At 37.3% G+C, this 23,992-nt stretch carries 19 protein-coding genes and 1 pseudogene; 4 read left to right on the plus strand and 16 right to left on the minus strand.

Annotation, left to right across the window (positions count from 1 at the left end; genetic code table 11):
- Window positions 1-232: 232 nt before the first annotated feature.
- The 9 genes from ACFSUL_RS02510 to ACFSUL_RS02550 form a co-directional block, all read right to left on the minus strand.
- Complete coding sequence (locus ACFSUL_RS02510) at window positions 233-4,546, minus strand: S8 family serine peptidase (RefSeq protein WP_377932425.1); 4,314 nt, start codon at window positions 4,544-4,546, stop codon at window positions 233-235.
- A gap of 482 nt (window positions 4,547-5,028) precedes the next feature.
- Entirely contained in the window at window positions 5,029-6,354 is a 1,326-nt protein-coding gene (locus ACFSUL_RS02515; protein ID WP_377932392.1) for a dihydrolipoamide acetyltransferase family protein, read from the minus strand.
- Window positions 6,355-6,401: 47 nt separating this feature from the next.
- Complete coding sequence (locus ACFSUL_RS02520) at window positions 6,402-7,385, minus strand: alpha-ketoacid dehydrogenase subunit beta (protein WP_377932394.1); 984 nt, start codon at window positions 7,383-7,385, stop codon at window positions 6,402-6,404.
- A 137-nt stretch (window positions 7,386-7,522) separates the two neighbouring features.
- Window positions 7,523-8,521, minus strand: coding sequence for a thiamine pyrophosphate-dependent dehydrogenase E1 component subunit alpha (locus tag ACFSUL_RS02525; RefSeq protein WP_377932396.1), 999 nt, complete (start codon window positions 8,519-8,521; stop codon window positions 7,523-7,525).
- Between the two features lie 246 nt (window positions 8,522-8,767).
- Entirely contained in the window at window positions 8,768-10,192 is a 1,425-nt protein-coding gene (gene lpdA, locus ACFSUL_RS02530; protein WP_377932398.1) for a dihydrolipoyl dehydrogenase, read from the minus strand.
- A gap of 35 nt (window positions 10,193-10,227) precedes the next feature.
- A complete protein-coding gene (buk, locus tag ACFSUL_RS02535; RefSeq protein WP_377932400.1) occupies window positions 10,228-11,349 on the minus strand; it encodes a butyrate kinase in 1,122 nt (373 codons plus the stop codon).
- 162 nt (window positions 11,350-11,511) lie between these two features.
- Window positions 11,512-12,609, minus strand: a complete 1,098-nt coding sequence (gene bcd, locus ACFSUL_RS02540; RefSeq protein ID WP_071411381.1) for a branched-chain amino acid dehydrogenase — start codon at window positions 12,607-12,609, stop codon at window positions 11,512-11,514.
- 31 nt (window positions 12,610-12,640) lie between these two features.
- The gene (gene yqiS / locus ACFSUL_RS02545) at window positions 12,641-13,555 is read right to left on the minus strand and encodes a phosphate butyryltransferase (RefSeq protein ID WP_377932403.1); all 915 of its coding nucleotides are present in this window, start codon (window positions 13,553-13,555) and stop codon (window positions 12,641-12,643) included.
- 244 nt (window positions 13,556-13,799) lie between these two features.
- On the minus strand, window positions 13,800-15,875 hold the full coding sequence (locus ACFSUL_RS02550; RefSeq protein WP_377932405.1) for a sigma 54-interacting transcriptional regulator: 2,076 nt from the start codon (window positions 15,873-15,875) through the stop codon (window positions 13,800-13,802).
- Between the two features lie 136 nt (window positions 15,876-16,011).
- Here ACFSUL_RS02550 and ACFSUL_RS02555 point away from each other — a divergent pair, with 136 nt between their 5' ends.
- The gene (locus ACFSUL_RS02555; RefSeq protein WP_377932407.1) at window positions 16,012-16,275 is read left to right on the plus strand and encodes a DUF2627 domain-containing protein; all 264 of its coding nucleotides are present in this window, start codon (window positions 16,012-16,014) and stop codon (window positions 16,273-16,275) included.
- Window positions 16,276-16,322: 47 nt separating this feature from the next.
- On the opposite strand, the gene ACFSUL_RS02560 is transcribed toward ACFSUL_RS02555, so the two are convergent.
- The 5 genes and pseudogenes from ACFSUL_RS02560 to ACFSUL_RS02580 all read right to left on the minus strand — a co-directional run bounded on the left by ACFSUL_RS02560 (window position 16,323) and on the right by ACFSUL_RS02580 (window position 21,237).
- Window positions 16,323-17,048, minus strand: coding sequence for a glycerophosphodiester phosphodiesterase (locus ACFSUL_RS02560; RefSeq protein WP_377932409.1), 726 nt, complete (start codon window positions 17,046-17,048; stop codon window positions 16,323-16,325).
- A 12-nt stretch (window positions 17,049-17,060) separates the two neighbouring features.
- Window positions 17,061-18,638: a DUF342 domain-containing protein gene (locus ACFSUL_RS02565; RefSeq protein ID WP_377932411.1), complete on the minus strand. Its 1,578-nt coding sequence runs from the start codon at window positions 18,636-18,638 to the stop codon at window positions 17,061-17,063.
- A gap of 108 nt (window positions 18,639-18,746) precedes the next feature.
- Window positions 18,747-19,856, minus strand: coding sequence for an ISL3 family transposase (locus tag ACFSUL_RS02570; RefSeq protein ID WP_377932427.1), 1,110 nt, complete (start codon window positions 19,854-19,856; stop codon window positions 18,747-18,749).
- A 392-nt stretch (window positions 19,857-20,248) separates the two neighbouring features.
- Window positions 20,249-20,338, minus strand: a pseudogene (locus tag ACFSUL_RS02575) (sporulation initiation factor Spo0A C-terminal domain-containing protein); the annotation flags it as partial.
- 485 nt (window positions 20,339-20,823) lie between these two features.
- The gene (locus ACFSUL_RS02580) at window positions 20,824-21,237 is read right to left on the minus strand and encodes a hypothetical protein (protein ID WP_377932413.1); all 414 of its coding nucleotides are present in this window, start codon (window positions 21,235-21,237) and stop codon (window positions 20,824-20,826) included.
- Between the two features lie 157 nt (window positions 21,238-21,394).
- Here ACFSUL_RS02580 and ACFSUL_RS02585 point away from each other — a divergent pair, with 157 nt between their 5' ends.
- On the plus strand, window positions 21,395-21,595 hold the full coding sequence (locus tag ACFSUL_RS02585) for a helix-turn-helix transcriptional regulator (protein ID WP_377932415.1): 201 nt from the start codon (window positions 21,395-21,397) through the stop codon (window positions 21,593-21,595).
- Window positions 21,596-21,653: 58 nt separating this feature from the next.
- On the opposite strand, the gene ACFSUL_RS02590 is transcribed toward ACFSUL_RS02585, so the two are convergent.
- The gene (locus ACFSUL_RS02590; protein WP_377932417.1) at window positions 21,654-21,827 is read right to left on the minus strand and encodes a hypothetical protein; all 174 of its coding nucleotides are present in this window, start codon (window positions 21,825-21,827) and stop codon (window positions 21,654-21,656) included.
- 205 nt (window positions 21,828-22,032) lie between these two features.
- Here ACFSUL_RS02590 and ACFSUL_RS02595 point away from each other — a divergent pair, with 205 nt between their 5' ends.
- Together ACFSUL_RS02595 and ACFSUL_RS02600 are read left to right on the plus strand one after the other, a co-directional pair.
- The gene (locus ACFSUL_RS02595) at window positions 22,033-22,350 is read left to right on the plus strand and encodes a hypothetical protein (RefSeq protein WP_377932419.1); all 318 of its coding nucleotides are present in this window, start codon (window positions 22,033-22,035) and stop codon (window positions 22,348-22,350) included.
- A 124-nt stretch (window positions 22,351-22,474) separates the two neighbouring features.
- A complete protein-coding gene (locus ACFSUL_RS02600; RefSeq protein WP_377932421.1) occupies window positions 22,475-23,083 on the plus strand; it encodes a hypothetical protein in 609 nt (202 codons plus the stop codon).
- A gap of 58 nt (window positions 23,084-23,141) precedes the next feature.
- On the opposite strand, the gene ACFSUL_RS02605 is transcribed toward ACFSUL_RS02600, so the two are convergent.
- The coding region (locus tag ACFSUL_RS02605) for a hypothetical protein (protein ID WP_377932423.1) at window positions 23,142-23,992 on the minus strand (851 nt) is incomplete at its 5' end.

Below are 23,992 nucleotides of genomic sequence, written 5' to 3' on the forward strand. Positions count from 1 at the left end.
GTAAAATAGCATTATCATCAATAATGGTTTCAGACTGCTATGATTTTTGGCTGTTACTGAAGTTGTTACCTTTTGCAAATTTTACTGGTTTATGATCATCTAAATACCTACTTCACTCATTTCTACAATTTACATATGTAATCAAAGTAAAAGTTTTCGTAAACTGCCATAGGAAGACCTAAAAAAGAACCGAGAAGAGGAGTTACTCCTTGTCTCGGTTCAATAGAATCATTTATTTCTTTTTAGAATTAATATATAACTTACCTTCTGCTTTTTTCTTTGTAACATTTCCGTAATCATCTGAAATCTTCACTTCTATCACAGCACCAGGAGCTTTAACATTCGATGTTGCTGTATAATATCCAACGTAGTGACCTTCAGATGTTTCCATCATTGGTAATTCATTTACGTTCGTTAATATGCCTCCTGCATTTGTCAATGGCATATGAAGAGCAAATGTAGCATCTAGTCCAGGTTCACTGTCAAATTCAATTTTTACTGATTCACCTTTTTTGAGTACTTTATCTGTATCTGGTTTTAAATTCTCCACTGCCAGCTCCGTATAGTTTGCATCTACTGTAACAGACTGTTTCATTTTGTTTCCAGCCAAGTCCTTTGCGACTACATTGATTATATTTTCCCCATTATCAAGCAGTACACGGTGACTATAAGTCCCATCTGTTACCTTGACTTTAGCACCATTTACTTTAACCCAATTTAAATTGGCATCCGAAACAGTACCCTCTACTTTAATTACCTCACGATTAGTTTTGGTATCTCCCTCTGGAGATGTTATAGAAAGATCTGGCTTTTGATTATCGTACGTGACAACTATCGGAGAGGATTCCCCCGTCATCCCTTGCTCTGTAGATGCCTTGACCGTCAATTTGTTCTCATTACCTTCAAGTGATATAACAGCTTCAAATTTGCCAGTTTCCGAAGCTTTTACTGTTTGAATCTCTTTCCCATTATTGAGGATATGAATATCCGTTGACGGAGCAGAAGTACCTTCAACAGTTATTTTATCCTTATTAGTATACGTTCCATCTTTAGGAGAAGTAATTACTGGTGCAGTCAATTCATAATTTACTGTCGCTCGAATCATATAGTTTCCTTCTTCTTCTGGTGAAGGCGACCATGCTCCACCGACTAATTGCCAGCTGCGCCCTGAGTTTTCGCCATCTTCATCCGTACCAAGACCTGGTGTATTGGGGTCTGGTTGCGATTGAATGTAAACCATATAGAAGTCGTCTTCCACCATAATACCGTGTTCACTTAAATCTACATGTGTCCACTCACCATTACGTAATGCCGTGCCGTCGAATGGTCCAGCAAGTTTTTTTCCTGGTGCACCATCAGGTCCAGAAGCGTCATAAACGGCCACTTGGAATTCTGTTCCACCAGGTACAGGCCATTCCGTATCCCAGAAGCGGAAGAGACCGCCTGTTACAAGTGCGTTTTTGTTTCCTTCTTCAAGTGACATCTTTACTGCCCAACCATTTCCTGCATCATAGAATGCTCTAGCATTTTCAGCAGTACCGTCATCATAACCTATTTCTCCAGGAAAACCGATAAATGGTTTTAGTGCAACATCCGCAGTAGCTACCTCTCCTTCTTCAACTGTTACTGTTACTTCCTGAGAATAGTAATATGGAGCAACTACTTTTAATGTGTATTCTCCCTCGTAAGCAGTGACTTCATAGGATCCGTTTTCATCTGTTTCAACAGGTTCAATAGCAGCATCCTCTAATAGAAAAATTGTTGCATTATCTACAGGTTCTCCTGTCACTTCATTCGTAATTGTACCGGAAACATTCCCTTTAGGAATTTCCTCAAGTGTAAAGTTAGTTGTTGAAATACCATCCTGCTCCACTGATATGTTTTGCGTAGAAGAACGATAACCATAAGCTTCTGCCTTTACGCTATAGTCCCCTGCCGCATGTGTCATTTTATATGATCCATCTGCTGAATTTGTATAAACACTTCTTCCTGTTTCTAATACACTGACTTCAGCTTGTAAAGGAAGAAGGTAAGGTTGTGGCGGATTTTTGGAAGTTCCTTCCCCTGCTTTTGGTTTTACTATTGTAATCTTATTAGGTACTACTTTTGGTTTAGCTGATAAAGATGATTTATTTTTACTCTTTGATTTTAAACCAAGTTTTGTTTTGGATGCTTGAAGCGGCTGATTTGTAAGCTTTACATCGTCTAGGTACCAACCTTGTTTTGTAACACTTCCATCGGTTGTAACATTGAAAGCAATGTACACACGCTGACCTGCATATTCGGATAGGTCAACTTCTCCATCACTCCATCCTGTTGTTGTTCCGTTAACCCTATGGGCTTGAGTCCAGTTTTCCGCATCCGTTGAAACAAACACATGACCATAGTCGTAGTTGTTTTCAAGTTCATGCCATTGTTTAAACTGTAAGAAGCTATTTCCTTCTGGCAACTCTACAGGAGGCATAACAAGCGTCATATTGGCATTACTATCATAACTTCCATCTAGGTTAGTTGCATATACTTTTTCACCCGATGAAGCATTTCCTGGTCCATTTTCAGGAACCCCCCATTCCCAAGTGTTTGCTTCACCATAGGAAGTCCATCCAGTTGGATTCCCTTCAAAATCCTCTTCATATCCGACTGAGATACCATCGAGAAGTGCAACAGAATATTCCTCCGAATTAACTTCATTTCCTCCAAAGTCAAGGATATTCCACTTATACGTAACATTATTGGAATTCAATACTTCTCCTGGAATACTTGCCGAATACGTACCTTCTTTATAATCACCACTTATTCTTTCTGCTTCAATATCAACCCAATTCTCTTCTCCTTGTTTATAGCTTACTATTACACTTACCACACTAACATTATCATTAACCTCTATTTGAAGAGGGAGATCCATTCCTTTATAGGCTTCTGTTGATGCAGTATGCTCAAAAATTGGTGCCTCGGTGTCGTCTCCTTCCTTCGTTACCGTTCCCTGTATAGTGCCGATTCCGCTAATAACAGAGGAGACTGCATCAAATGCATTTACCAACCCATGACCATAGCCGTTATTAGGTGATTCCGGGAATTCGTTGTCCGTCAATGGTTGTGAAGTCGAGATAAGTATTTCTTCCAACTCTTCAACTGTTAGACTAGCATCTACCTGCCTTAATAAGGCTACTATAGCAGATACATGTGGCCCAGCCATAGAAGTTCCATTCCATCCTCCCTCATAATTACTTCCTGGCACTGAAGAACGAATATTCACTCCTGGTGCCGATATCTCCGGTTTTACTTCATCATACGGTGAAGGTCCTTGAAGAGAAAAGTCTCCTAATGAGTTATTAATGTCAGTGGCACCCGTTGCAAACGATTCAGGGTAGTTCGCTGGTGTTGCGACTGAACTTGGACCTCCTGGATTGAATAATGTTGTATTTCCAGCTGAAAATTCAGGGAAAATTTCTGCTGCACGCCACGCTTGAACCATTTCACGATACCATTCATCTAACCCGGGTCCACCTCCCCACGAGTTATTCACAACGTCTGGTGCCATTTCAGGATGTGGATTGCCCTCAGCGTCTTTTGGTGCTAAAATCCATTCCCCAGCTTCTAATAAATCAATATCAGTTCCTCCATCTTCCGTGAATGCTTTAACCGCAATCCACTTTGCACCAGGAGCAACTCCAATTTGATTACCTCCATCTGGCTCTCCCCCAACCATTGTTCCTGTTACATGTGTTCCATGACCAAGGTCATCATAAGGACTTGACTGACCATCTACTGCATCAAACCAATTATATTCATTATCAGGTTCACTTGAATTTTGCGGATTAAATCCTCTATATTTTTCTTTTAAAGCAGGGTGATCCCATTGGACTCCAGTATCAATAGAGGCTACTACTGTTCCCGAACCATCAACACCTAGTTCCCAAGCGGAAGGAGCCCCTACTCTTTCGATATTCCATTCAATCGAAGCAGGTTTATTTTTACTAATCGCATTCTTTTTTCCAACAGAACTTTTTGGTGAATCTACCTTTACAGGCTGTATCAATTTTCTAGTTTCGTTTGGAAGTATTTTATCTACTTCTGAGAAAGTTGAAATCTTCTCCATTACACCTTTTGTTGACGTAACGGCAATGGCATTTACGATATAAAACGATTGAACATTTTTAGCATTTCCTGCTTTTTCTTCTTTTGTTAAAAAGTCTTTAATATGTGCTTGTGTCTCTAGTGCTTTAGTTCTTAATGAAGAAACTACCATGGACCTTTTCATTAATTTTGTATTGTTTGCAGAGAGTTTTTGCTTTTGGGCTTTTGTTTGAGCTTTTTTGGATATTTCCATTGTATCAACTTGATCTTTTAATTTAATTAAATAGGTAACCTTATCATTCTTCTTAAATTGATCATTTACTTTTTTGGAAATGTTGGATTTACTAGTTTGTAGGATAGTATCTCTTAATGAGTTAGCGTTTTTATTACTTTCTGCTAACGAATTCATCGGATAAAACAGTGGAATAAAAAGAATTACTGTTAACAACATAGAAAACCATTTAATCATCTTTTTCTTTTTTAATTTCAAATCTTTCCCTCCTATTCTATTATCAAAGTACAGACCACCTAGGAGATTCTCCCCCCCTTTACATATTTGGTTACTTCTAGGTGGTAAACCAAATATAACCATATAGACATGTCGATTGTTGTCTAAATGCAAAGGTTAAATAGTGAGTATCTCCAAAATAAATCATTGGTAACATTTTCCGTATTTTATAATCCGACTATTGCAGTCTACTAAAATTAAAATTATCGTTAACACTGTTAATTCTATAAGCCTTTTGGTATCACTGATGAGTCATTAGATATTTCTAAATATAAAGATAAACCTATATACTTAGATAAATCTTACCTGAACAGCTACTAGGACATAAAAACTAGTAGTATTTATTGAAGCGTGTAGGGGTTCTATCGGAGAGTTAAAGTAATAAAAAAAGCTGTATCAAGTGAGAGGTTACTCTCACTTGATACAGCTTTTTAGAATACAGATTAATAAACCGAAGTCGTCTCTTTAGAAGTATTTTCTAAGATTTCTTTCACACGTTGCAAGAACCTTCCGCATACTAATCCATCCAGTACACGATGATCTAACGACATACATAGATTGACCATGTCTCGAACTGCAATCATACCATTATCCATGACAACAGGACGTTTAACAATAGATTCGACTTGAAGAATTGCCGCTTGTGGGTAATTAATAATTCCCATTGATTGGACAGATCCAAATGAACCTGTATTGTTCACTGTGAATGTTCCACCCTGCATATCTTCAGACTTTAACTTTCCAGCACGAACTTTATTTGCCAGTTCTGTAATTTCACGGGCAATACCTTTAATTGTTTTTTCATCCGCATTTTTAATAACAGGAACAAACAATGCATCATCTGTTGCAACCGCAATAGAAAGGTTTATATCTTTCTTTTGAACAATCTTATCTCCAGCCCACATAGAATTTACTTGCGGGAATTCCTTAAGAGCTTGTGCTACTGCTTTAACAAAGAATGCAAAGAATGTTAAGTTGAATCCTTCCCGTTGTTTGAATTCTGTTTTAAGCGAGTTTCTATACTCCACAAGTTTCGTTACATCCATTTCCATCATTGTCCATGCATGTGGTGCTTCATGCTTGCTTCGTACCATATTGGATGCAATTGCTTTCCTAACACCAGTTACAGGAATCTCAATGTCACCAGGCGCTACTGGTACATTTGGAGAAGGTGCTGCTTGCTTAGATGCTGCCGCTGGTTTCTGTGCAGTTTCTGATTGCGCTGGTGTTTGTTTAGGTGTTTCTGTTGTCGTTTGATTCGTTTCTCCTGCTTTTGGAATCTCACCGGAATCAATAATTTTTTGAATATCTTTTCGAGTAATGCGTCCGCCCTTTCCAGACCCCTCTACTTGTGAAAGATCGATACCATGCTCTTGAGACATCTTAAGTACAGCAGGTGAGAACCTTCCCTTATTGCTACTATCTTTATTTTCTGCTTTCTTTGCACTACTAGCATTTTTGTTTGCTTGTGAAGATTCTGCTGTTTCTTCTTGTGATGAAGTAGCTTCTTCAGAAGGTGTCCCGCCACCTTCTATTTCAATTGAACAAATAATTTCACCAACTTCAAGCGTGTCTCCTTCTTCTGCGATTAATTCTTTAATCGTACCAGTAAAAGAAGATGGCACCTCAGCATTAACTTTATCTGTTTGCACTTCTGCAATTGGATCATATTTATTCACAGTATCTCCCGGTGATACTAACCATTTACTGATTGTACCTTCTGTAACACTTTCCCCTAATTGTGGCATTTTCATTTTTTCTATACCCAATGAGGAACCCTCCTTGCATAATATATTCTATTAATAGAAACTTTATTTTAAAATTCCGCTAGTTCACGCATTGCTTTTTCTACCTTATCTGGGTTGATCATAAAGTATTTTTCCATTGTAGGAGCATAAGGCATTGCTGGCACATCAGGTCCAGCAAGACGCTTAATAGGTGCATCCAAATCAAATAAGCAGTTCTCTGAAATAATTGCTGCTACTTCACCCATAATGCTTCCTTCTTTTGTATCTTCCGTTACAAGAAGAACTTTACCTGTTTTGGATGCTGCTTCAATAATTGCCTCTTTATCAAGTGGATATACTGTTCGAAGATCCAAAATATGTGCTTGAATCCCATCTTCTGCAAGCTTCTCTGCTGCTTGAAGTGCAAAGTGAACACTAAGTCCATATGTAATGACAGTAATATCATCACCTTCGCGTTTCACATCTGCTTTTCCTATTGGAAGTGTATAGTCATCTTCTGGAACTTCCCCTTTAATTAAACGATAAGCACGTTTATGTTCGAAGAATAAAACTGGATCATCATCACGAATAGCAGCTTTTAATAGCCCTTTAACATCATAAGGGGTAGAAGGCATCACGATTTTCAGCCCAGGCTGGTTAGCAAATATCGCCTCAACAGATTGGGAGTGATAAAGTGCACCGTGTACACCTCCGCCATATGGAGCACGGATAACCATCGGACAATTCCAGTCGTTATTAGAGCGGTACCGAACCTTAGCTGCTTCCGAAATAATTTGGTTGACTGCCGGCATAATAAAATCCGCAAACTGCATTTCCGCAATAGGCCTCATCCCGTACATAGCCGCACCGATTCCGACACCCGCAATTGCGGATTCAGCTAGTGGAGTATCAATAACACGCTCTTCACCGAATTGGTCATAAAGACCGTGCGTTGCTTTAAACACCCCGCCCTTTTTCCCAACGTCTTCACCAAGAACAAATACTTTCTCATCTCGTTCCATTTCTTCTCTTATCGCCATTGTAACGGCATCAATATATGAAATAACTGGCATCCTTTTATTCCTCCTATCTTGCTACAGCGGCTAGCTCGCTGTGAAAAAGATGATTTACCTCAAAAGGCAAAGAGCACCTTCCGAGGTCAATCTCTATTTTCTTCACGAGCTGGGCAAGCCGCTTTCGCTTTTCTTTTTTACTGCTCTTGTCCATATACATATTTTAATGCTTCTTCAGCATCTGCATATGGTGCATTTTCTGCATAGTCCGTTGCTTCGTTCACTAGTTTCATGATTCGGTCATTGATGTCTTTTTCAACATCGTCATTCATAATGCCATTTTCTTTTAGATAAGCACCAAATGTAATGATTGGATCGTGCGTTTTTGCTTTTGCAACCTCATCAGGTGAACGGTAACTACGGTCATCATCATCAGAAGAGTGAGGAGTCAGGCGATAAGACACTGTTTCAACAAGTGTCGGGCCTTCACCGCGTCGTCCACGATCGGCTGCTTCTTTAACTGCTTTGTATACTTCAAGTGGGTCATTTCCATCCACTGTTACTCCTGGCATGCCATACCCAATTGCACGATCTGATACCTTTTCACATGCAAGCTGCTTTTCGATAGGAACCGAAATCGCATATTTATTGTTTTCGCACATGAAGATAACAGGGAGTTTATGTACGCCTGCAAAGTTTGCTCCTTCATGGAAATCACCTTGGTTAGAAGAACCTTCCCCGAATGTAACAAATGTAACTAAATCTTTTTTCTCCATTTTTCCAGCAAGTGCCAATCCTACTGCATGAGGTACTTGTGTCGTTACTGGCGAAGAACCCGTTACAATATTATTTTTCTTTTGGCCAAAATGTCCTGGCATTTGACGTCCACCTGAGTTTGGGTCTTCTGATTTAGCAAATCCTGAAAGCATTAATTCTTTTGCCGTCATTCCAAAAGTAAGTACAACACCCATATCACGGTAATACGGAAGAACATAGTCTTTTTCTTTGTCTAAAGCAAATGCTGCACCAATTTGAGCAGCTTCTTGACCTTGACAAGAAATAACGAACGGAATTTTACCAGAGCGGTTTAATAACCACATACGTTCATCTATTTTTCTTGCCAAAAGCATTGTTTCATACATTTCTAAAACCTTCTCATCAGATAGGCCTAAATCTTTATGACGATTCTCTGCCATTTTTACTACCTCCCAAACATAAAATTCGAAGTTGACTCATAAGTGCTTACATCTCTCAGTACTTTTAGGAAGATGCATAGCACTTTAGTTTGAGTCGACTATTATTACTTTTTATTAGGCTCTTTTCTCATAGACTCTTGTTTTTTACTTATAAATTTTGACCGTTGATTTCCGCTCCAATCAACTCAGTAAGTTCAACTTAGTTTTCAGCTAAAAAACAACAATCTTTACAAATACAGCCTTTTATTAAGAATGAATTGCCTTTCCATCAACTGCTAATGCCGCTTCACCAATTGCTTCAGAAAGGGATGGATGCGGATGGATAGTATGTGCTACTTCCCATGGAGTAGCATCTAGAACCCGGGCTAATCCCGCTTCAGAAATCATATCTGTTACATGAGGTCCAATCATATGAACACCTAAAATATCATCCGTATCTTTATCCGCAACGATTTTGACAAAACCATCAGATTCTCCATACACCAATGCTTTTCCGATTGCACGGAAGCTAAATTTTCCAACCTTTACATTATGACCTTTGTCTTTTGCTTCTTGTTCTGTTATACCAACACTTGCTATTTCAGGATTGCTATAAATACATTTAGATACGAGCGAGTAATCCATTGGATCTGGTTTTTCATTTGCTAAGTGCTCGACAGCAGTAATCCCCTCATGTGAGGCAACATGTGCAAGCTGAAGACCACCGATAACGTCTCCAATCGCATAAATATGTGATTCCTTTGTTTGGAAAAATTCATTGACTTCAATAAAACCTTTTTCTACTTTTATATCTGTGTTTTCAAGTCCGATACCTTCTACATTTGCTTGTCTTCCAACAGAAACGAGAATTTTTTCGGCAGAGAAGGACTTTTCTTCCCCTTTATGTTCCGCATTTATTGTTACTTCATTGTTTCCTTTTTTCATTGTCTCTGGTAAAACTTTTGCACTCGTAACAATTTTAACGCCCTTTTTCTTCATTAGACGCTGCATTTCTTTTGAAATCTCATGATCTTCTGTTGGAACAATTTTGTCAGCATATTCTAGGACGGTTACCTCAACACCAAAGTCAGATAACATAGAAGCCCATTCAATACCAATAACACCGCCACCTACAATGATAATTGACTTTGGTAATTCTTCCAGTGAAAGAGCTTCATCAGAAGAAAGAACTACCTCACCATCAATATCAAGACTAGGTAATGTGCGAGGACGAGACCCTGTAGCAACAATCACATTTTTCGGTATAAGCATCTCGTTTTCATCACCATTATTCATTTCAACAGAAATTGTTCCAGGCATTGGGGAAAAAATAGACGGCCCTAAAATTCTTCCAATTCCCTCAAACACATCAATTTTTCCTTGTTTCATCAAATGTTGGACACCTTTGTGCAATTGTTCGACAATGCCATTTTTCCTCTCCTGCACCCGTGTAAAATCAAGCTCTACTCCGTTAATTTTCACACCAAAGTCTTCACTATGTTTTGCAGTAGCGTATACTTCGGCACTTCGTAATAGTGCTTTACTTGGAATGCAACCTTTGTGTAAGCATGTCCCCCCAAGTTTCCCTTTTTCAACAATTGCTGTTTTTAATCCTAATTGAGAAGCACGGATTGCAGCTACATAGCCACCTGTACCTCCACCTAAAATGACCAGATCATATTCTTGTGCCAATGATGATTCCTCCTTACTCTTATACTGTCTTACTCTTATACTGTTGCTTTTTCCTTTATGTTCCCAGGATAGACTTTTTCCTGTTCTTCACCTTTCAAAACCCTGACTGCTCCTTCGGCAAGTGCTTGAAGTTCATTTTCACCAGGCTGAATAATGACATCAGCAATCCAGTTAATTCGGTCAGTAATTGATTTAACAAAAGCTTTTCCATAGGCTAAACCGCCTGTTAACACAATAGCATCCACTTTTCCACTAAAGACAGCACTAGCTCCACCAATTTCTTTTGCGACTTGGTATGCCATAGCATCGTATACTTTTTTTGCATTTCCATCACCGTTATCAATCATCTTTTCAACTTTAATGGCGTCATTCGTTCCAAGATAACCTACAAGCCCACCTTGTCCAACAAGCTTCTTCATAATTTCGTCTCGATAGTAGTCACCGGAAAAGCAAAGATCTACCAACTCACCGGCTGGTACAGTCCCCGCACGTTCAGGGCTAAATGGACCGTCACCATGTAAACCGTTGTTCACGTCTATCACTTTTCCGTTCTTGTGGGCACCGACGGTAATACCTCCGCCCATATGGGTAATAATAAGGTTAAGATCTTCATATTTCTTTCCTAATTGTTTAGCAACTCTTCTAGCAACGGCTTTTTGGTTTAGCGCATGGAAAATGCTTTTTCGCTCAATAAGCGAGAAGCCAGACATCCTTGCAATTGGATCCAGCTCGTCCACAACTACAGGATCAACTATATAAGAAGGAATGTTTAGTCCTGTTGCAATTTCATAAGCAATGATTCCTCCTAAGTTGGATGCATGTTGTCCAGCATAGCCTTCCCTTAGGTCTTTTAGCATCTCTTCATTAACACCATACGTGCCACCTTCAATAGGCCTTAACAACCCACCTCGACCACATACAGCACTAAGTTTAGAAATGTTAATTCCTTCTTCATCTAATGTCTGTAAAATTGTGTTTTTCCGAAACTCATATTGATCAATGATATTAGGGAATTCATTTATTTTATCTGTATCGTGCCGTAACGTCTTCTCAAATATTACTTTTTCCTCGTCAAACACACCGATCTTTGTTGAAGTAGAACCAGGATTTATAACTAGTATGCGGTGTTTATTTTCTTGCAATATTGTTACCTCCATTTGGGTAGAATTCTTGGAGTCATCCCCCGTATTAAGCTTATTGTCTTCTTACTGCAAAAAAATCCAGGCCCCACTTAAATATCCAACGCTAAGCGGGACCTAGAACAGGGACTAACCATCCTAGGAAAAGCACTTAGGATGGAAGGCTTTTGTTATAGTTTATTACCCACGTCCACTTAATATATGTTTTCCATTTTGTAAAAACTGGCTACGAGACTTGCGCATTTTTTCAATTCTTTCCTCTGCCATACGGTCTGCAGCAACATATGTTGGTATATTGTCACGTTTAGCAATTTCGATAACACGTTCTACGTTGTTATATACTTGCTCTACCTTTTTCATTGCACGCTCTTGATTATATCCATAAAGTTCATCAGCAACATTAATAACTCCACCTGCATTAATTACATAATCAGGAGCATAAACGATACCCATTTCGTGAACAATGTCCCCATGACGCGCTTCTTTAAATTGGTTATTTGCTGCACCTGCAATAACTTTTGCTTTAAGTTGCGGGATCGTTTCATCATTAATAATAGCTCCAAGTGCACATGGAGCGAAAATATCACATTCCACACTGTAAATTTCATCCAAACCAACTGCTTTTGCACCAAATTCGTCTACAGCACGCTGAACTGCTTCTTTGTTAATATCCGTAACAATTAACTTTGCTCCTTCTTCATGAAGGTGGCGGCACATATTGAAAGCAACATTTCCCACACCTTGAACAGCTATCGTTTTTCCTTCAAGTGAATCCGTACCGAATGCTTCTTTAGCCGCTGCTTTCATCCCTCTGTATACTCCGTAAGCAGTTACAGGTGATGGATTACCTGATGAACCAAATGCAGGGGAAATACCTGTTACATAATTTGTTTCTTCATGAATTAAATCCATGTCAGCAACAGTTGTCCCTACATCTTCAGCAGTGATATAACGTCCATTTAAACCTTGAATATAACGACCGAAAGCACGGAACATTTCCTCATTTTTATCTGTACGAGGGTCGCCGATAATAACTGTCTTTCCTCCACCAAGATTTAAACCTGCTGCCGCATTTTTATATGTCATTCCTTTAGCCAGACGAAGTGCATCCTCAATTGCTGCATCCTCTGACTCGTAAGTCCACATACGAGTACCACCTAAGGCAGGACCTAAAGTAGTATCATGAATTGCGATAATCGCTTTTAAACCTGATACTTCATCTTGGCAAAATAGTAATTGTTCATAGTCATATTGTTCCATATAGCTGAAAATTTTCATTAGTATTTCCTCCCCATTATCTTTTATATAATTAATTTCGATTATTTGAAGCAGAGCATATTGCCAGCGCAAGTGAATATAATTTACTTTCAGCACTATCTGCTCTAGACGTTAACACAATTGGAGCTTTTGCACCGGAAATAACTGCACCTACTTTTGCTTTTGCAAAATAGATAAGCGATTTATACAGCGAATTTCCTGTTTCAATATTAGGAACGAGTAGAATATCTGCTTGTCCTGCTACATCGTTTTGAATACCTTTATGTTCTGCTGCCTCTATAGAAATAGCATTATCTAGTGCCAATGGCCCATCTACTATACAATTATTAATTTGTCCCCTTTTATTCATTTGGGTTAAGGCAGCGGCATCCAATGTCGCCTGCATTGCAGGATTAACTACTTCTACAGCAGCAATAGGGGCTACCCTTGGTTCCTCAATCCCTATTGACCTCGCAACTCCCACTGCATTTTCTAAAATTTGCGCTTTCTGAGAAAGCTCAGGAGCAATATTCATTGCTGCGTCCGTGATAATTGTTAAACGATCTGAATCAGGTACTTCAAAAACAGCAACATGTGAGAGAACATTGCCAGTTCTAAGTCCCCATTCTTTATTTAAAACCGCTTTCAATATAACAGCCGTAGAAACATGACCTTTCATAAGAGCATTTGCTTTTCCAGAATTCACTGCCTTCACTGCCATCTCTGCTGCTTCTTTCACTGAAGGAGCATCTATAATTTGAATCCGGCTGTGGTCTTGCAACTGTGGAGAAACCTCACGAATAATCAATTCCATTTTCTCTTTGTTTCCATAAAGTAAAAATTGAGCTAATCCCTTCTCCACTGCCATAGAAATTGCACTAATTACTTCTGCATCTTCAGCGACAGCAACAGCAATCGTCGCATCTTTCCACTGGGTTGCTTTTTCAACTAAAGAATGTAGGTTCATGTATGTTCTTCAACCCCTTTTACTATAAAGTGAAACGAACAATCGGGCGTTTACGGATAATTATTCCACCCTTGCACTTCTTCGTTTCTCTCAAATCCTTACGGTGGAGCGATATACTACCCGTTAACACGGGATAAAAATAACCGCCACTAATACACATGCAAGAATCGTGCCAACACTAAAGTTAATGAAAACGCTTCATTTTATTGCTTCTCACCATGAAAATTTTTGCATGCTGCGCAATTTATTTCATGCTATTTTTTTCAATGTTGTATTTTTCAAGTTTATAATAAAGATTCCTTACAGAAATATTCAATGTTTTCGCTGTTGCTGTTTTATTCCCTTTATTTTGCTCCAAAACCTCCTGAATAATGTTTTTTTCATATTGTTCAAGCCTTGAAGCTAAATCTTCTGTAGAGGAGGTATTAATCCCAAAATCCTGTTTCTTTGACACTTGTTTTTGTTGAAGAGATGGTAAATGTTTCTCTTCAATTATTGTTTCATTGTACTGCATAAAGATGATTGCTCTACCTATAACATTCTCTAGTTCCCTTACATTTCCCGGCCAGTCATAACTCATTAAATAGTTCATAGCTTGGTCTGAAATACCTTCAACATTTCTTCCGTAGTCTTGATTTATTTTTAAAATTAACCTTTCTGCAATCCTTGGTATATCGGATGTCCTTCTTCGTAACGGAGGAATTTGAATAGGCATTCTATTTAAGCGATAATATAAATCCTCTCTAAATGATCCATCCGCTATGCCTTTTTCTAGATTTACATTCGTTGCGGCTACTACACGAACGTCAATACTAACAGATTTCGTTCCGCCTACCCTTACAATCTCATTTTCCTGTAAAACTCGGAGCAATTTTGCTTGTGTATTGGCACTTAATTCACCAATCTCATCTAGAAAAATACTTCCATTATTCGCTTCCTCAAAAAGCCCTCTTTTCCCACCACGTTTCGCACCAGAAAATGCTCCTTCTTCGTACCCAAATAATTCACTTTCTAACAAACTTTCCGAAAGTGCCGCACAGTTTACTCGAATGAATTTATTATACTTTCGGTTACTAGCATTATGTATTGCATGTGCAAACAGCTCTTTCCCCGTTCCTGATTCTCCTCTTAAGAGAACAGTAGCAGGTGTTTTCGCGCCTAATTTTGCCTGTTCGATAGCAATTTTCATTTCTTCTGAATCCCCAACAATATCATCAAACATATACTTCGCTTCAAGCGTACGAATTATTTGTCTCGCACGATCTAATTCCTGTGTAAGTGATTGAATCTCCGACACGTCATGAATAACTCCGACGCTCCCTTTTAACTTACCATTTACAATAATAGGAGCAACATTCACAATTACCTCTTTACGATTAGGGCCTACTCTCATCCTCGTCCCTCTAATCGATCTTCTTGTTTGAAGTACTTTAAAGTGAATACTCTCTCCTTCAGAAATATCAGCGGTGGCAGGTTTTCCAATTACTTCTTCTTGGCTTAAACCGGTAATCCTTGTATAGGCGGGGTTAATTAATATCCCCTTCCCTTCCTCGTCTACTACAGAAATGGCATCATCACTGGAGTGAATAATAGCTTCAAGCATTGTTTGAATTTCTTTCAAATTAGTTATTTCTTCCGCAAGATTTACTACTTCTGTAATATCCTTAAAAACGGAAAAAGCACCTATCACTTCATTGTCTTCTGTAATCATTGGAATCCGATTCGTAATAATTTTTAACCCATTATCCAATAGAAGTTCTTGGTTAATTTCTGTTCGTTTCGTTTCAATGACATGAGGGAGTTTACTTTTCGGAATAACATCTAAAATATGTTTTCCTATAGTTCCTTCTTGGTCGGTTCCAATCATTTTCGCAGCACTTTTATTGAGTAAAATAATGTGCCCCTTAATGTCAATACCAACCATCCCGTCATCAGTGGAGTTAAGAATCAAATCCCTTTTAAAAGATTCATTTTGTATCTCTTCTATTAAGCCTTCCTTATCTTCCATCAACTTTGCGATCAAAAAGGCAACGCTACCTGGAATAATTACAGTTTGCTTGCCTCTCGCTTCTCGAATCTCTTCAAAAACCTTTTTATCTCCTGTTACTTCAATAACAATATCAATGGTATTAGTATCATTATTTAAGAAGTCGCGCCAGTCGCTCCCAACTGGAATGTTATTTTTTTTTGCAAGCTGAATACCGGGTGAGTCTTCCTTCACATCACAAACAGCAGCAATTTTCATTACAGATGATTCATATAATATTTCCAGTATAGCTGTGCCACCCTTTCCCGCTCCAACTATTAGGACATTTTGCAATATTTTTCACCTCTACTTTCGGGGATATTGCAATATTTTTCATACACCACTTATAATCATACCTCAACATATGTTGCTTGACAATTTTCATCAATAAGTTAAAATTTTTTTAGTGATATATAGAGGAGTTTTTATTATGGTTCGAATTTTTGCATTGATTATAATGTTAATTCCTGGAGCACTTGCTGCTCTTGGGATAAAATTAATGAGGGATATGTTATTTGGTATTCTTCAACCACCAATACCATTCTTGTGGTTGCAGTTTATTTTGGGCCTATTGTTGTTCTTATGTGGATTAGGCTTTATCGGAGGATTTGTTCTATATCGTGATCGAAAAAGAAATAAAGTGCAAAAACGTTTTAAACAACCTAATACAAATAGATTAAACCAAAAAAGCTAGCAGATGCTAGCTTTTTTGGTTATAGAAACCATTTCTAAAGATCACTCTCATAATTGAGATCTAATTTTTATCGCCTTTTCAGGGTAATCGGTAAAAAAAGCTGAGCAATTTACTTGAAACAATCTTTTCATTAATGACTCTTTATTTATTGTATAGGGTCTAACCGCAACTCCATTATGTTCTGCAACCTTAATTATCTCATCAGTGACAGCTCTTATATTAGGATGAATGCTTTTTGCACGCAATGATCGTGCATATACCCACGGCATATATATAGTGGAAGAAAATAATGGCGCAATTTCTATACGCGGTTCTAACTGATAACAATGGACAATGGAATAGTGATTAAAGGAGGAGATAATTATTCGGTGTTCCATCTCAAATTCGCGGATTATCTCCACTACTTTCTCTTCTAGCCCTGGATAGTCAATTATATTATTTTTCAATTCTATATTACAGTATAAATTATTTGTTTTTAACCAAGCAAACACTTCTCTCAACAAAGGTATTTTAGGTTTTCTAAAAAGCTTTTTATTCTTATAGCTTGCATCGAGTTTTTGGACCTCTTTTAATGTAAGGTCTTTCACAAAGCCTTTTCCATTTGTAGTCCTATCTACTGTCTCATCATGAATTACAATTACTTCCCCGTCCTTTGTTAATTGAACATCAAGTTCTATTCCATCAGCGCCTACTTTATCTGCTTCATAAAATGCCTCTAACGTATTTTCAGGATGTGTTCCGGCTGAACCTCTATGAGCAAATATCAACGTCATCTTTATACACTCCTATTCATAGTGCATCTTATTGTCTTTAACAAAATAGGTCCCGGTATTATGTGATTTACAATGCTTTTTCTTCCCTCCAATTTCAAGAACTGTCATAGGAAAGTAAGTTTTGAGTGCGGTTATTTGACCTTCTCCCTTTACATTTAATAACTCTTCAAGTGACTTTCTTTTATAGTCTAACAAATCTAATTTCGTAAGGCTTTTTGAAAACTGTTCTGAAATTGATTCATATTCGTTTTTTTGAATATCTGACAGGTTATCAGACTTATCACGGAAAGATTCCATATTTTTTTGAAGAATTTGCCGTTCTTTCAAAAGGTCACGGTAAGTTATCAATAATTCTTTAAATTCTTTTTGAACTCCCTCTCGATCAAACCCCGTTACTGTTAAGGCCGTTGCCTTTTCAGCTTTATTCCCGGCAGTAGCAGTCCTAATACTTCCTAACGCACTAATATTTCCGCCAACAATACTTCCTTTTATTTCATCCGTTCTTACATGTTTTGCCTTAATGTCACAGCTTATTGCATAGAAACCAATATAAATTATTTCTCCCGCAGTCAAGAAACATTCATTAGCATGTTTTACATATATATTCCCAGCTGCTTCCACTTGAGTCCTGTTATTTCCAAATACTCCACCTTTAATATACACATCGCCCAAAGCCGAACATATCGTTCCACAATTACTAACACCAAGTTCTCCTAAAATAGAAATATCATTTGTAGCCTTGATAGAAAAATTGGGGTGTACAGTCCCTTTTACGGTAACGCTTCCATCAAAGTCAATATTACCAGTTTCAACGCCAATATCCCCATCTATATATAGATGATTACCAATGCTAACTTTCCCCCCTGTATATTCAACAATTCCGTCTTTACGTGCATATAAAACCGTCCGATTTTCCTCTTTTACCTCCATTACTGTTTTGCGGTCATAATGAAGCAGATAATCCTTTCCTTTTTTCGGATGTAGAACCTTTCCTTTTAAGGTGACTCCTTCTTCTCCTAGTGAAGGGGGTATCTTCTCACCAAGCCAATCTCCTTCTTTTACCTGTTCAAAAAAATTCATGTCAAAGTAATTGGCTTTCCCATCCTCTAATATTTTAGGCTTTCTTTCCGGCTTTTTTATATAACGAATAACGGCGTCTCTACCTTTAACTGCAGCTTTTCCGGAGGCAACTATAGACTGTATTCCTGGCTTTAAACAATTTATTGCATCAAAGTTGATATTTTCTTGTAAAATACCCAGTCCTAACAATTGTTCGTTAATCATTCGACAGTAATAATCTTTTTTATCTTCCCACTCTTTTTCTGTCACATGCGAGATAACAGTTGCTTCCATATCATCATTTGAAATGGAATACTCAAATTTAGGTTTCATATATCCAATTTCAACCTTTTCACCATTAACTTTATGTAAAGCGTCTCTTAAAGCTAAGAAATGTGTCACCTGTAGACGGGGATTTTCTGCAATAAGTATATTAAAATTTTTAATTTCATACCCTATTTTAATCGTTTCAATCCATAATTGATCGTCTTGTTCTGTTAAAATAAAATAATCATTATCAACAACTATCATAGAACCTCTTCCAATCTAACTTTATTACCTATAGTATAAACTATTTTTTTAAACAATTGGGAATTATGTTGTTTTTTGGTTCATCACCAAAAGTCGGGGGTGACAAAATCAGTCCCCGGTTTCTAAGCGAATACGCAGAAAGAAATGGGCATCATTTCGATAGCCAAAACCCCGTCTTTTGATGAGTTTAATTTTATTATTTGTACCTTCCATAATACCGTTCGATAATGGCGACAATATCGTGTCGAGCATCGCTTTTTCCCGCAGTATAAAGCCTTTTACAACTTTTGACACAGCACCACAAATATGAAATTGGTAACGCTTTGTCCAGTCTGAAAATCGTCTTTCCACCTGTGGAGCTGTCGTAGATTTGAACACGTAACGAATGTGCTGTAGGGCTTGATAAATATGGCGTGTATGTTCGTCCTCTGTAAGCCACTGAGCGATAAACCCACGCTCTTCTTCTGTTAAAATGGCTGGATTACAGGCTAAACAACGATCGATAAAACGAGATTTATGATGCTTTTTCGCTTCACCTAAATAGCGTCTGCGCCTTTTTAAAGCATCCGTGAAAAATTGGACAATATGGAAACGGTCTAGTACATGGATGGCATCTGGAAAGATAGTCTGAACGGCTTTCGCCATCGCAGGTGTCAAATCACTAACCACGGCTTTCACTTTGCCTTTTACGAAGGAAAGAGCTGTTTCAATGGCGTCTTGATCACGATGTGGCACAACGGCTAAAACGTGCCCGGTATCAGCGTTTAACACACTTGTCGCATACGTGTGCCCTTTGCGAATCGCAAATTCATCGACACAGACTCGTGTAGCTATTTCGTCCTGAAGCTGTTCCGGTGCGTACCAATAAAACCATCGTTCGACCGTGGTATAGGGCAAGTCATATTCACGTGCGACATCCGCCAACGTACGTCCCTTACAACGTCGCACAATTTCACGCCGATAAGAAGCCGTTGAAGAGCGAACAAGCCCTAAACCATAATCAAAAGTAAACGTATAATCGCACTGCGTACAGCGTTGACGAGGCACTTCTAGTTCAATCCAAAGCGTGCCAATATGCCAAGCATAGCCATGACGGAAACGCCGTAACGTTTTGTCATGACGATACGTTTTCCTACAACAAACCGGACAAAGAATACATTGGGGCGGTGCTTGAACAGGAAAAACAGCTGGTTCCTCATCAGAAGGCATGGAAATCATAAAAAAAGATGGTAACGGAATCAGAGATTTGATAAACTTGGGGTACAAAGCGAAAGCTCCTCTCGTGGTTTGTCTCGACAACAATTACGATACTGGAGTTTTCGCTTTTCTTATACCCCTACATGTAAAATTATTCAATTTTTATAAAAGCAACCCCAAGTTACGGTGATGAACCTGTTTTTTTCTATAATTAATATACATTAGACTAGTCAATAGAATTAAAAATTTTAATGGAATGAGAATATATATATTTATTAACTGAGGCATAAAGCACTTATACAGAAACTGTTTCATAAAAAGGCCTCTATCTGCTAAAACCAGACAAAAAAAAAAACGACCATTATTTGATCGTTTCCCATAAAATATTATATAAACAATTATTCCTTCCCCTCTCAGGAGGCTTTATGCTCTAAACGTAATTTATCCGCAACCATCGCGATAAATTCTGAATTGGTTGGTTTTGCTTTACTCATGCTGACTGTGAGATTGTTGGAGTATCAAGGGGTTATCTAACATCAATATATTTAACAACCAAATTATTTATTGGTTTAAGTTCATGTGATTTATCGCTCAACTGTATCAGTTGATAACCCCATCTTATACTCAATTGTATTCTTTTTCAATAGATTTCTATAAAAATAGGACAGGGAGTTTAATTCCCCGTCCTATAACGATAGTTCACCTTGAAACCATTCACAAAATACCCCAATCAAATATATTGCAATATTCCGTATATTTCGCTATTATTCTACATAAGGAGTCGTTCCAACTCCTTAATACAATCATAAAGTCTCGGAAGAAGTGAGTGTGTGGACTACACTCGCTTCTTTCATGTTTTCAAAACACTATAGCAAACAATACTATTACTCCTACTGCTGCCAATATATCCTTATCCCTATCTGACAACCACTGTGTCTGTACAAAGAATGATCCATAACTACCTTTAACCTTTACTAATTTAATCTCTCTAACCGATTCGGATGGAGATTCCCCCACCTTCTCTTTTGCAAATCTCCCTTTGTTGTCTCTCTGTCTGTTGCTGACGTCTATGTTGCTCGTTTTCTTCTGTTCCTCTTTCATTAATTCCATTAACCTTTGTAATTGACGTCTTTCTTCTATTGTCATCATGTGACGTCTCTCCCTTCCCTTCTAATTTTGGATTCTGTTCCATCCATAACCGAGAATCGAATACTTCCCAAGTAGGGGAGGGAAGGGTGACGTCACTAGCATTTTGTTCAATTTGAGCAATAAATAGTTTATTGAATGGTGCGGAAAATAACGCTAATCTAATTAATTGATTCTTGTCTAATCCTGTGACGTCAGCAAGTGATTGTAAATAATCCTTAAAGACGTCACTACATCTTAATGTAGGTCTATACAATATTACCTCCCCTTTCACTATGACGTCATTTGTTGACGTCTTGATACATTCTATGAAGATGAAAAGAAGAATATCACAAGCATATTGGGATTTTCATAATAATATTGTGAAAGGGAATAAGAACACTAATCACGAATTTATATAATAGGTGATAAGCATGGTAATTAGTCTAATTGGACATTATATAAAACAATCTAAATATAGTAGACCTCAAATATGTGAGATATTTGGAATTTCAAATAATACTTTAAGTAACTGGTGTACTGCTAAAACATTTCCAACCATACCACAGGCACTAAGATTGGCTAGGGTTCTCGGCTGTAAAGTTGATGATCTATACGAATATAGGGGAGAATAATAAAAACACCCTCAAGTTAATGAGAGTGTTTTTATTTCTACATTGAATATAAATCGAATCATAAGGTTTCTCTAACAAAAAATTTTTTAATAGCTTCCATTGCTTCCTCATGCTTCTCTTGACTTTTGGTATAAGAGACATTAATAATAAAGCCGTCTTCATCTGGTTTCTTGGCTATAAACTGTGTTTCGTCTTCTGTTTCTATGTGTATGTAGTCTTCTTCTTTAAACATGTTAATTCCTCCTAAATCTTCATAATTTAGATTATTTAATTGATATAAACATTTTAGGGTTAAAGTAAGGGGGGGCTAGGGGAAAGTTATCCAACAATAGATAAAACTTATAAATCCTCTAAGTTATTAGAATGTAAAGTTGATAATCTGTACGATGTGGTAGAATGAAAAAAAGGGAAAGATTAATTAAATGGGGGTTTTTCTATTGAAAGATAATAATGTTAAATCAATAAAAGACTATAAAATTTCTAAACTTACTGAAGAAGATAGGAAAACACGTCAGGAGATATTAGATGAATTAGGAATAGATATTTACGAAAATTCAGGTGTTAAGAAAAGTCATGGATTGATTATAGATAATGAGTACAAAGTTGGAGATATGCTAAATCATAAACTAGTAGGTTTTAAAGTATTAGAGGAGACTGTCACGCTCTCTTTTATTGATGATGAATACAGTAGAAATGAGTTAGAAATTTTTATTGATGGGGATAAAAAAATAAACATGAAACTAAATGGGAAATAAGATGAGGAATTTTACCACCGTAACAAACAACAATGATGACGTAATTCTTTATTATAAAGATAAACCTGATGTACACAGTGGCAGGTGTGAGTGTAGAAAGACTAAAATAGTATAAGCTGAATAAATGAATATTATTTACCTTATTGATATAGGAAGTGATTTAATAATTGATATGCTTAATAGTTTATGGACTGCATTAAATTGGATTTTAGAAAATATCGGTAGTCTTGGTATGTTTGTACTTACACTTTTTTATGTTGTGTATACGAAAAGATTAATGCAACAAGGTGAAGCAAACTTAAAACAAGCTCGAAAACCTGAAGTAATAGCGTATTTTGAATTGGACAGAGCGAATATACTTAATTTCATGGTAAAGAATATAGGTAGTTCTCCAGCAATTGATGTAACTATTAATTTCACTATGCTTAGAGGAGAAATTAATGATGAAAGATTTCATAGCACCTATATGCTAAATCATCCTATTTCTACTTTAGCACCTGAGCAAAATATTTTCACTTTCGTTGATATCTTACCGAATCTAATAGATACTAACAAGGACTTTCCAATGGTTAAAATCGATTTAGAATACTATGATTCTAAAAAAGATAAATACATAGAGTCTTTTGTTTTAGATATTAACATGTATAAAGGAACTTCACGTGTGAATAACAAAGAAACTCATGATTTAGTAAAAGAAGTAGAAAAGATTAGAAAGTTATTACAAAAAAGATAAGCCCTAACCAATCAAGGCTAGGGCTTTTTTGTTTAAGATAAAATTTCTTCACGTTTTATTATTTTTCACCAATTTTAAGGTATAAGCGACCTTCTGTTTCATTCCATTCCGTTTCACAAGTTCTTCCATTTGCAGTGAATGTATCTGGAATGTTGTTAGTGTTGAAATAGTTAAATACTTTATCAGCGTCTCCTTCAAAATAGAATTTAAATAATTCTTTTGCAACAATCGGAACTCGATAAGATGCTTTAATATCACTATTTTCCCACATTGAAAACTTAATATAAGCCTCATAACCTGGAATACTATGTCCAACTATAATAGTGTCAGGCTGTCCAAGAACACCCCAAACATACCCTCCATCTCTAAACTTAAGTTCATTAGCAAAGATTTTAAGGTTTTGCGAATGGTTTGGAGTCCAAGAAGACTTCAACACTGGTGCAACCCATCCATCAGGATATACTTTTCCACCTGTACTCGGCTGATATTTTTTACCAATTTTAAGGTATAGACGACCTTCAGTGTCGCTCCATTCTGTTTCAACGGTTCTACCATTTGCAGTAAATGTATCTGGAATGTTATTAGTGTTGAAATAGTTAAATACTTTATCAGCGTCTCCTTCAAAATAGAATTTAAATAATTCTTTTGCTATAACAGGTACACGATAGGAATATCGTAAATCATCGCTTTCCCAACCAGCAAATTTAATATATGCTTCATATCCTGAAATATCGCTTCCAACAACAATAGCATTTTGTTTTCCAGGGAAGCCCCAAACATATCCACCGTCTCTAAATCCAAGCTCTTCAGCAAAGATTTTGATATTGTGGTTATAATTAGGTGTAGTCCAAGAAGACTTCAACACTGGTGCAACCCATCCATCAGGATATGTTTTGTGAGTCTGATCAC

The organism is Bacillus seohaeanensis, assembly GCF_042684945.1.
GTDB classification, from domain to species: Bacteria; Bacillota; Bacilli; order Bacillales; family Bacillaceae_B; genus Rossellomorea; species Rossellomorea seohaeanensis.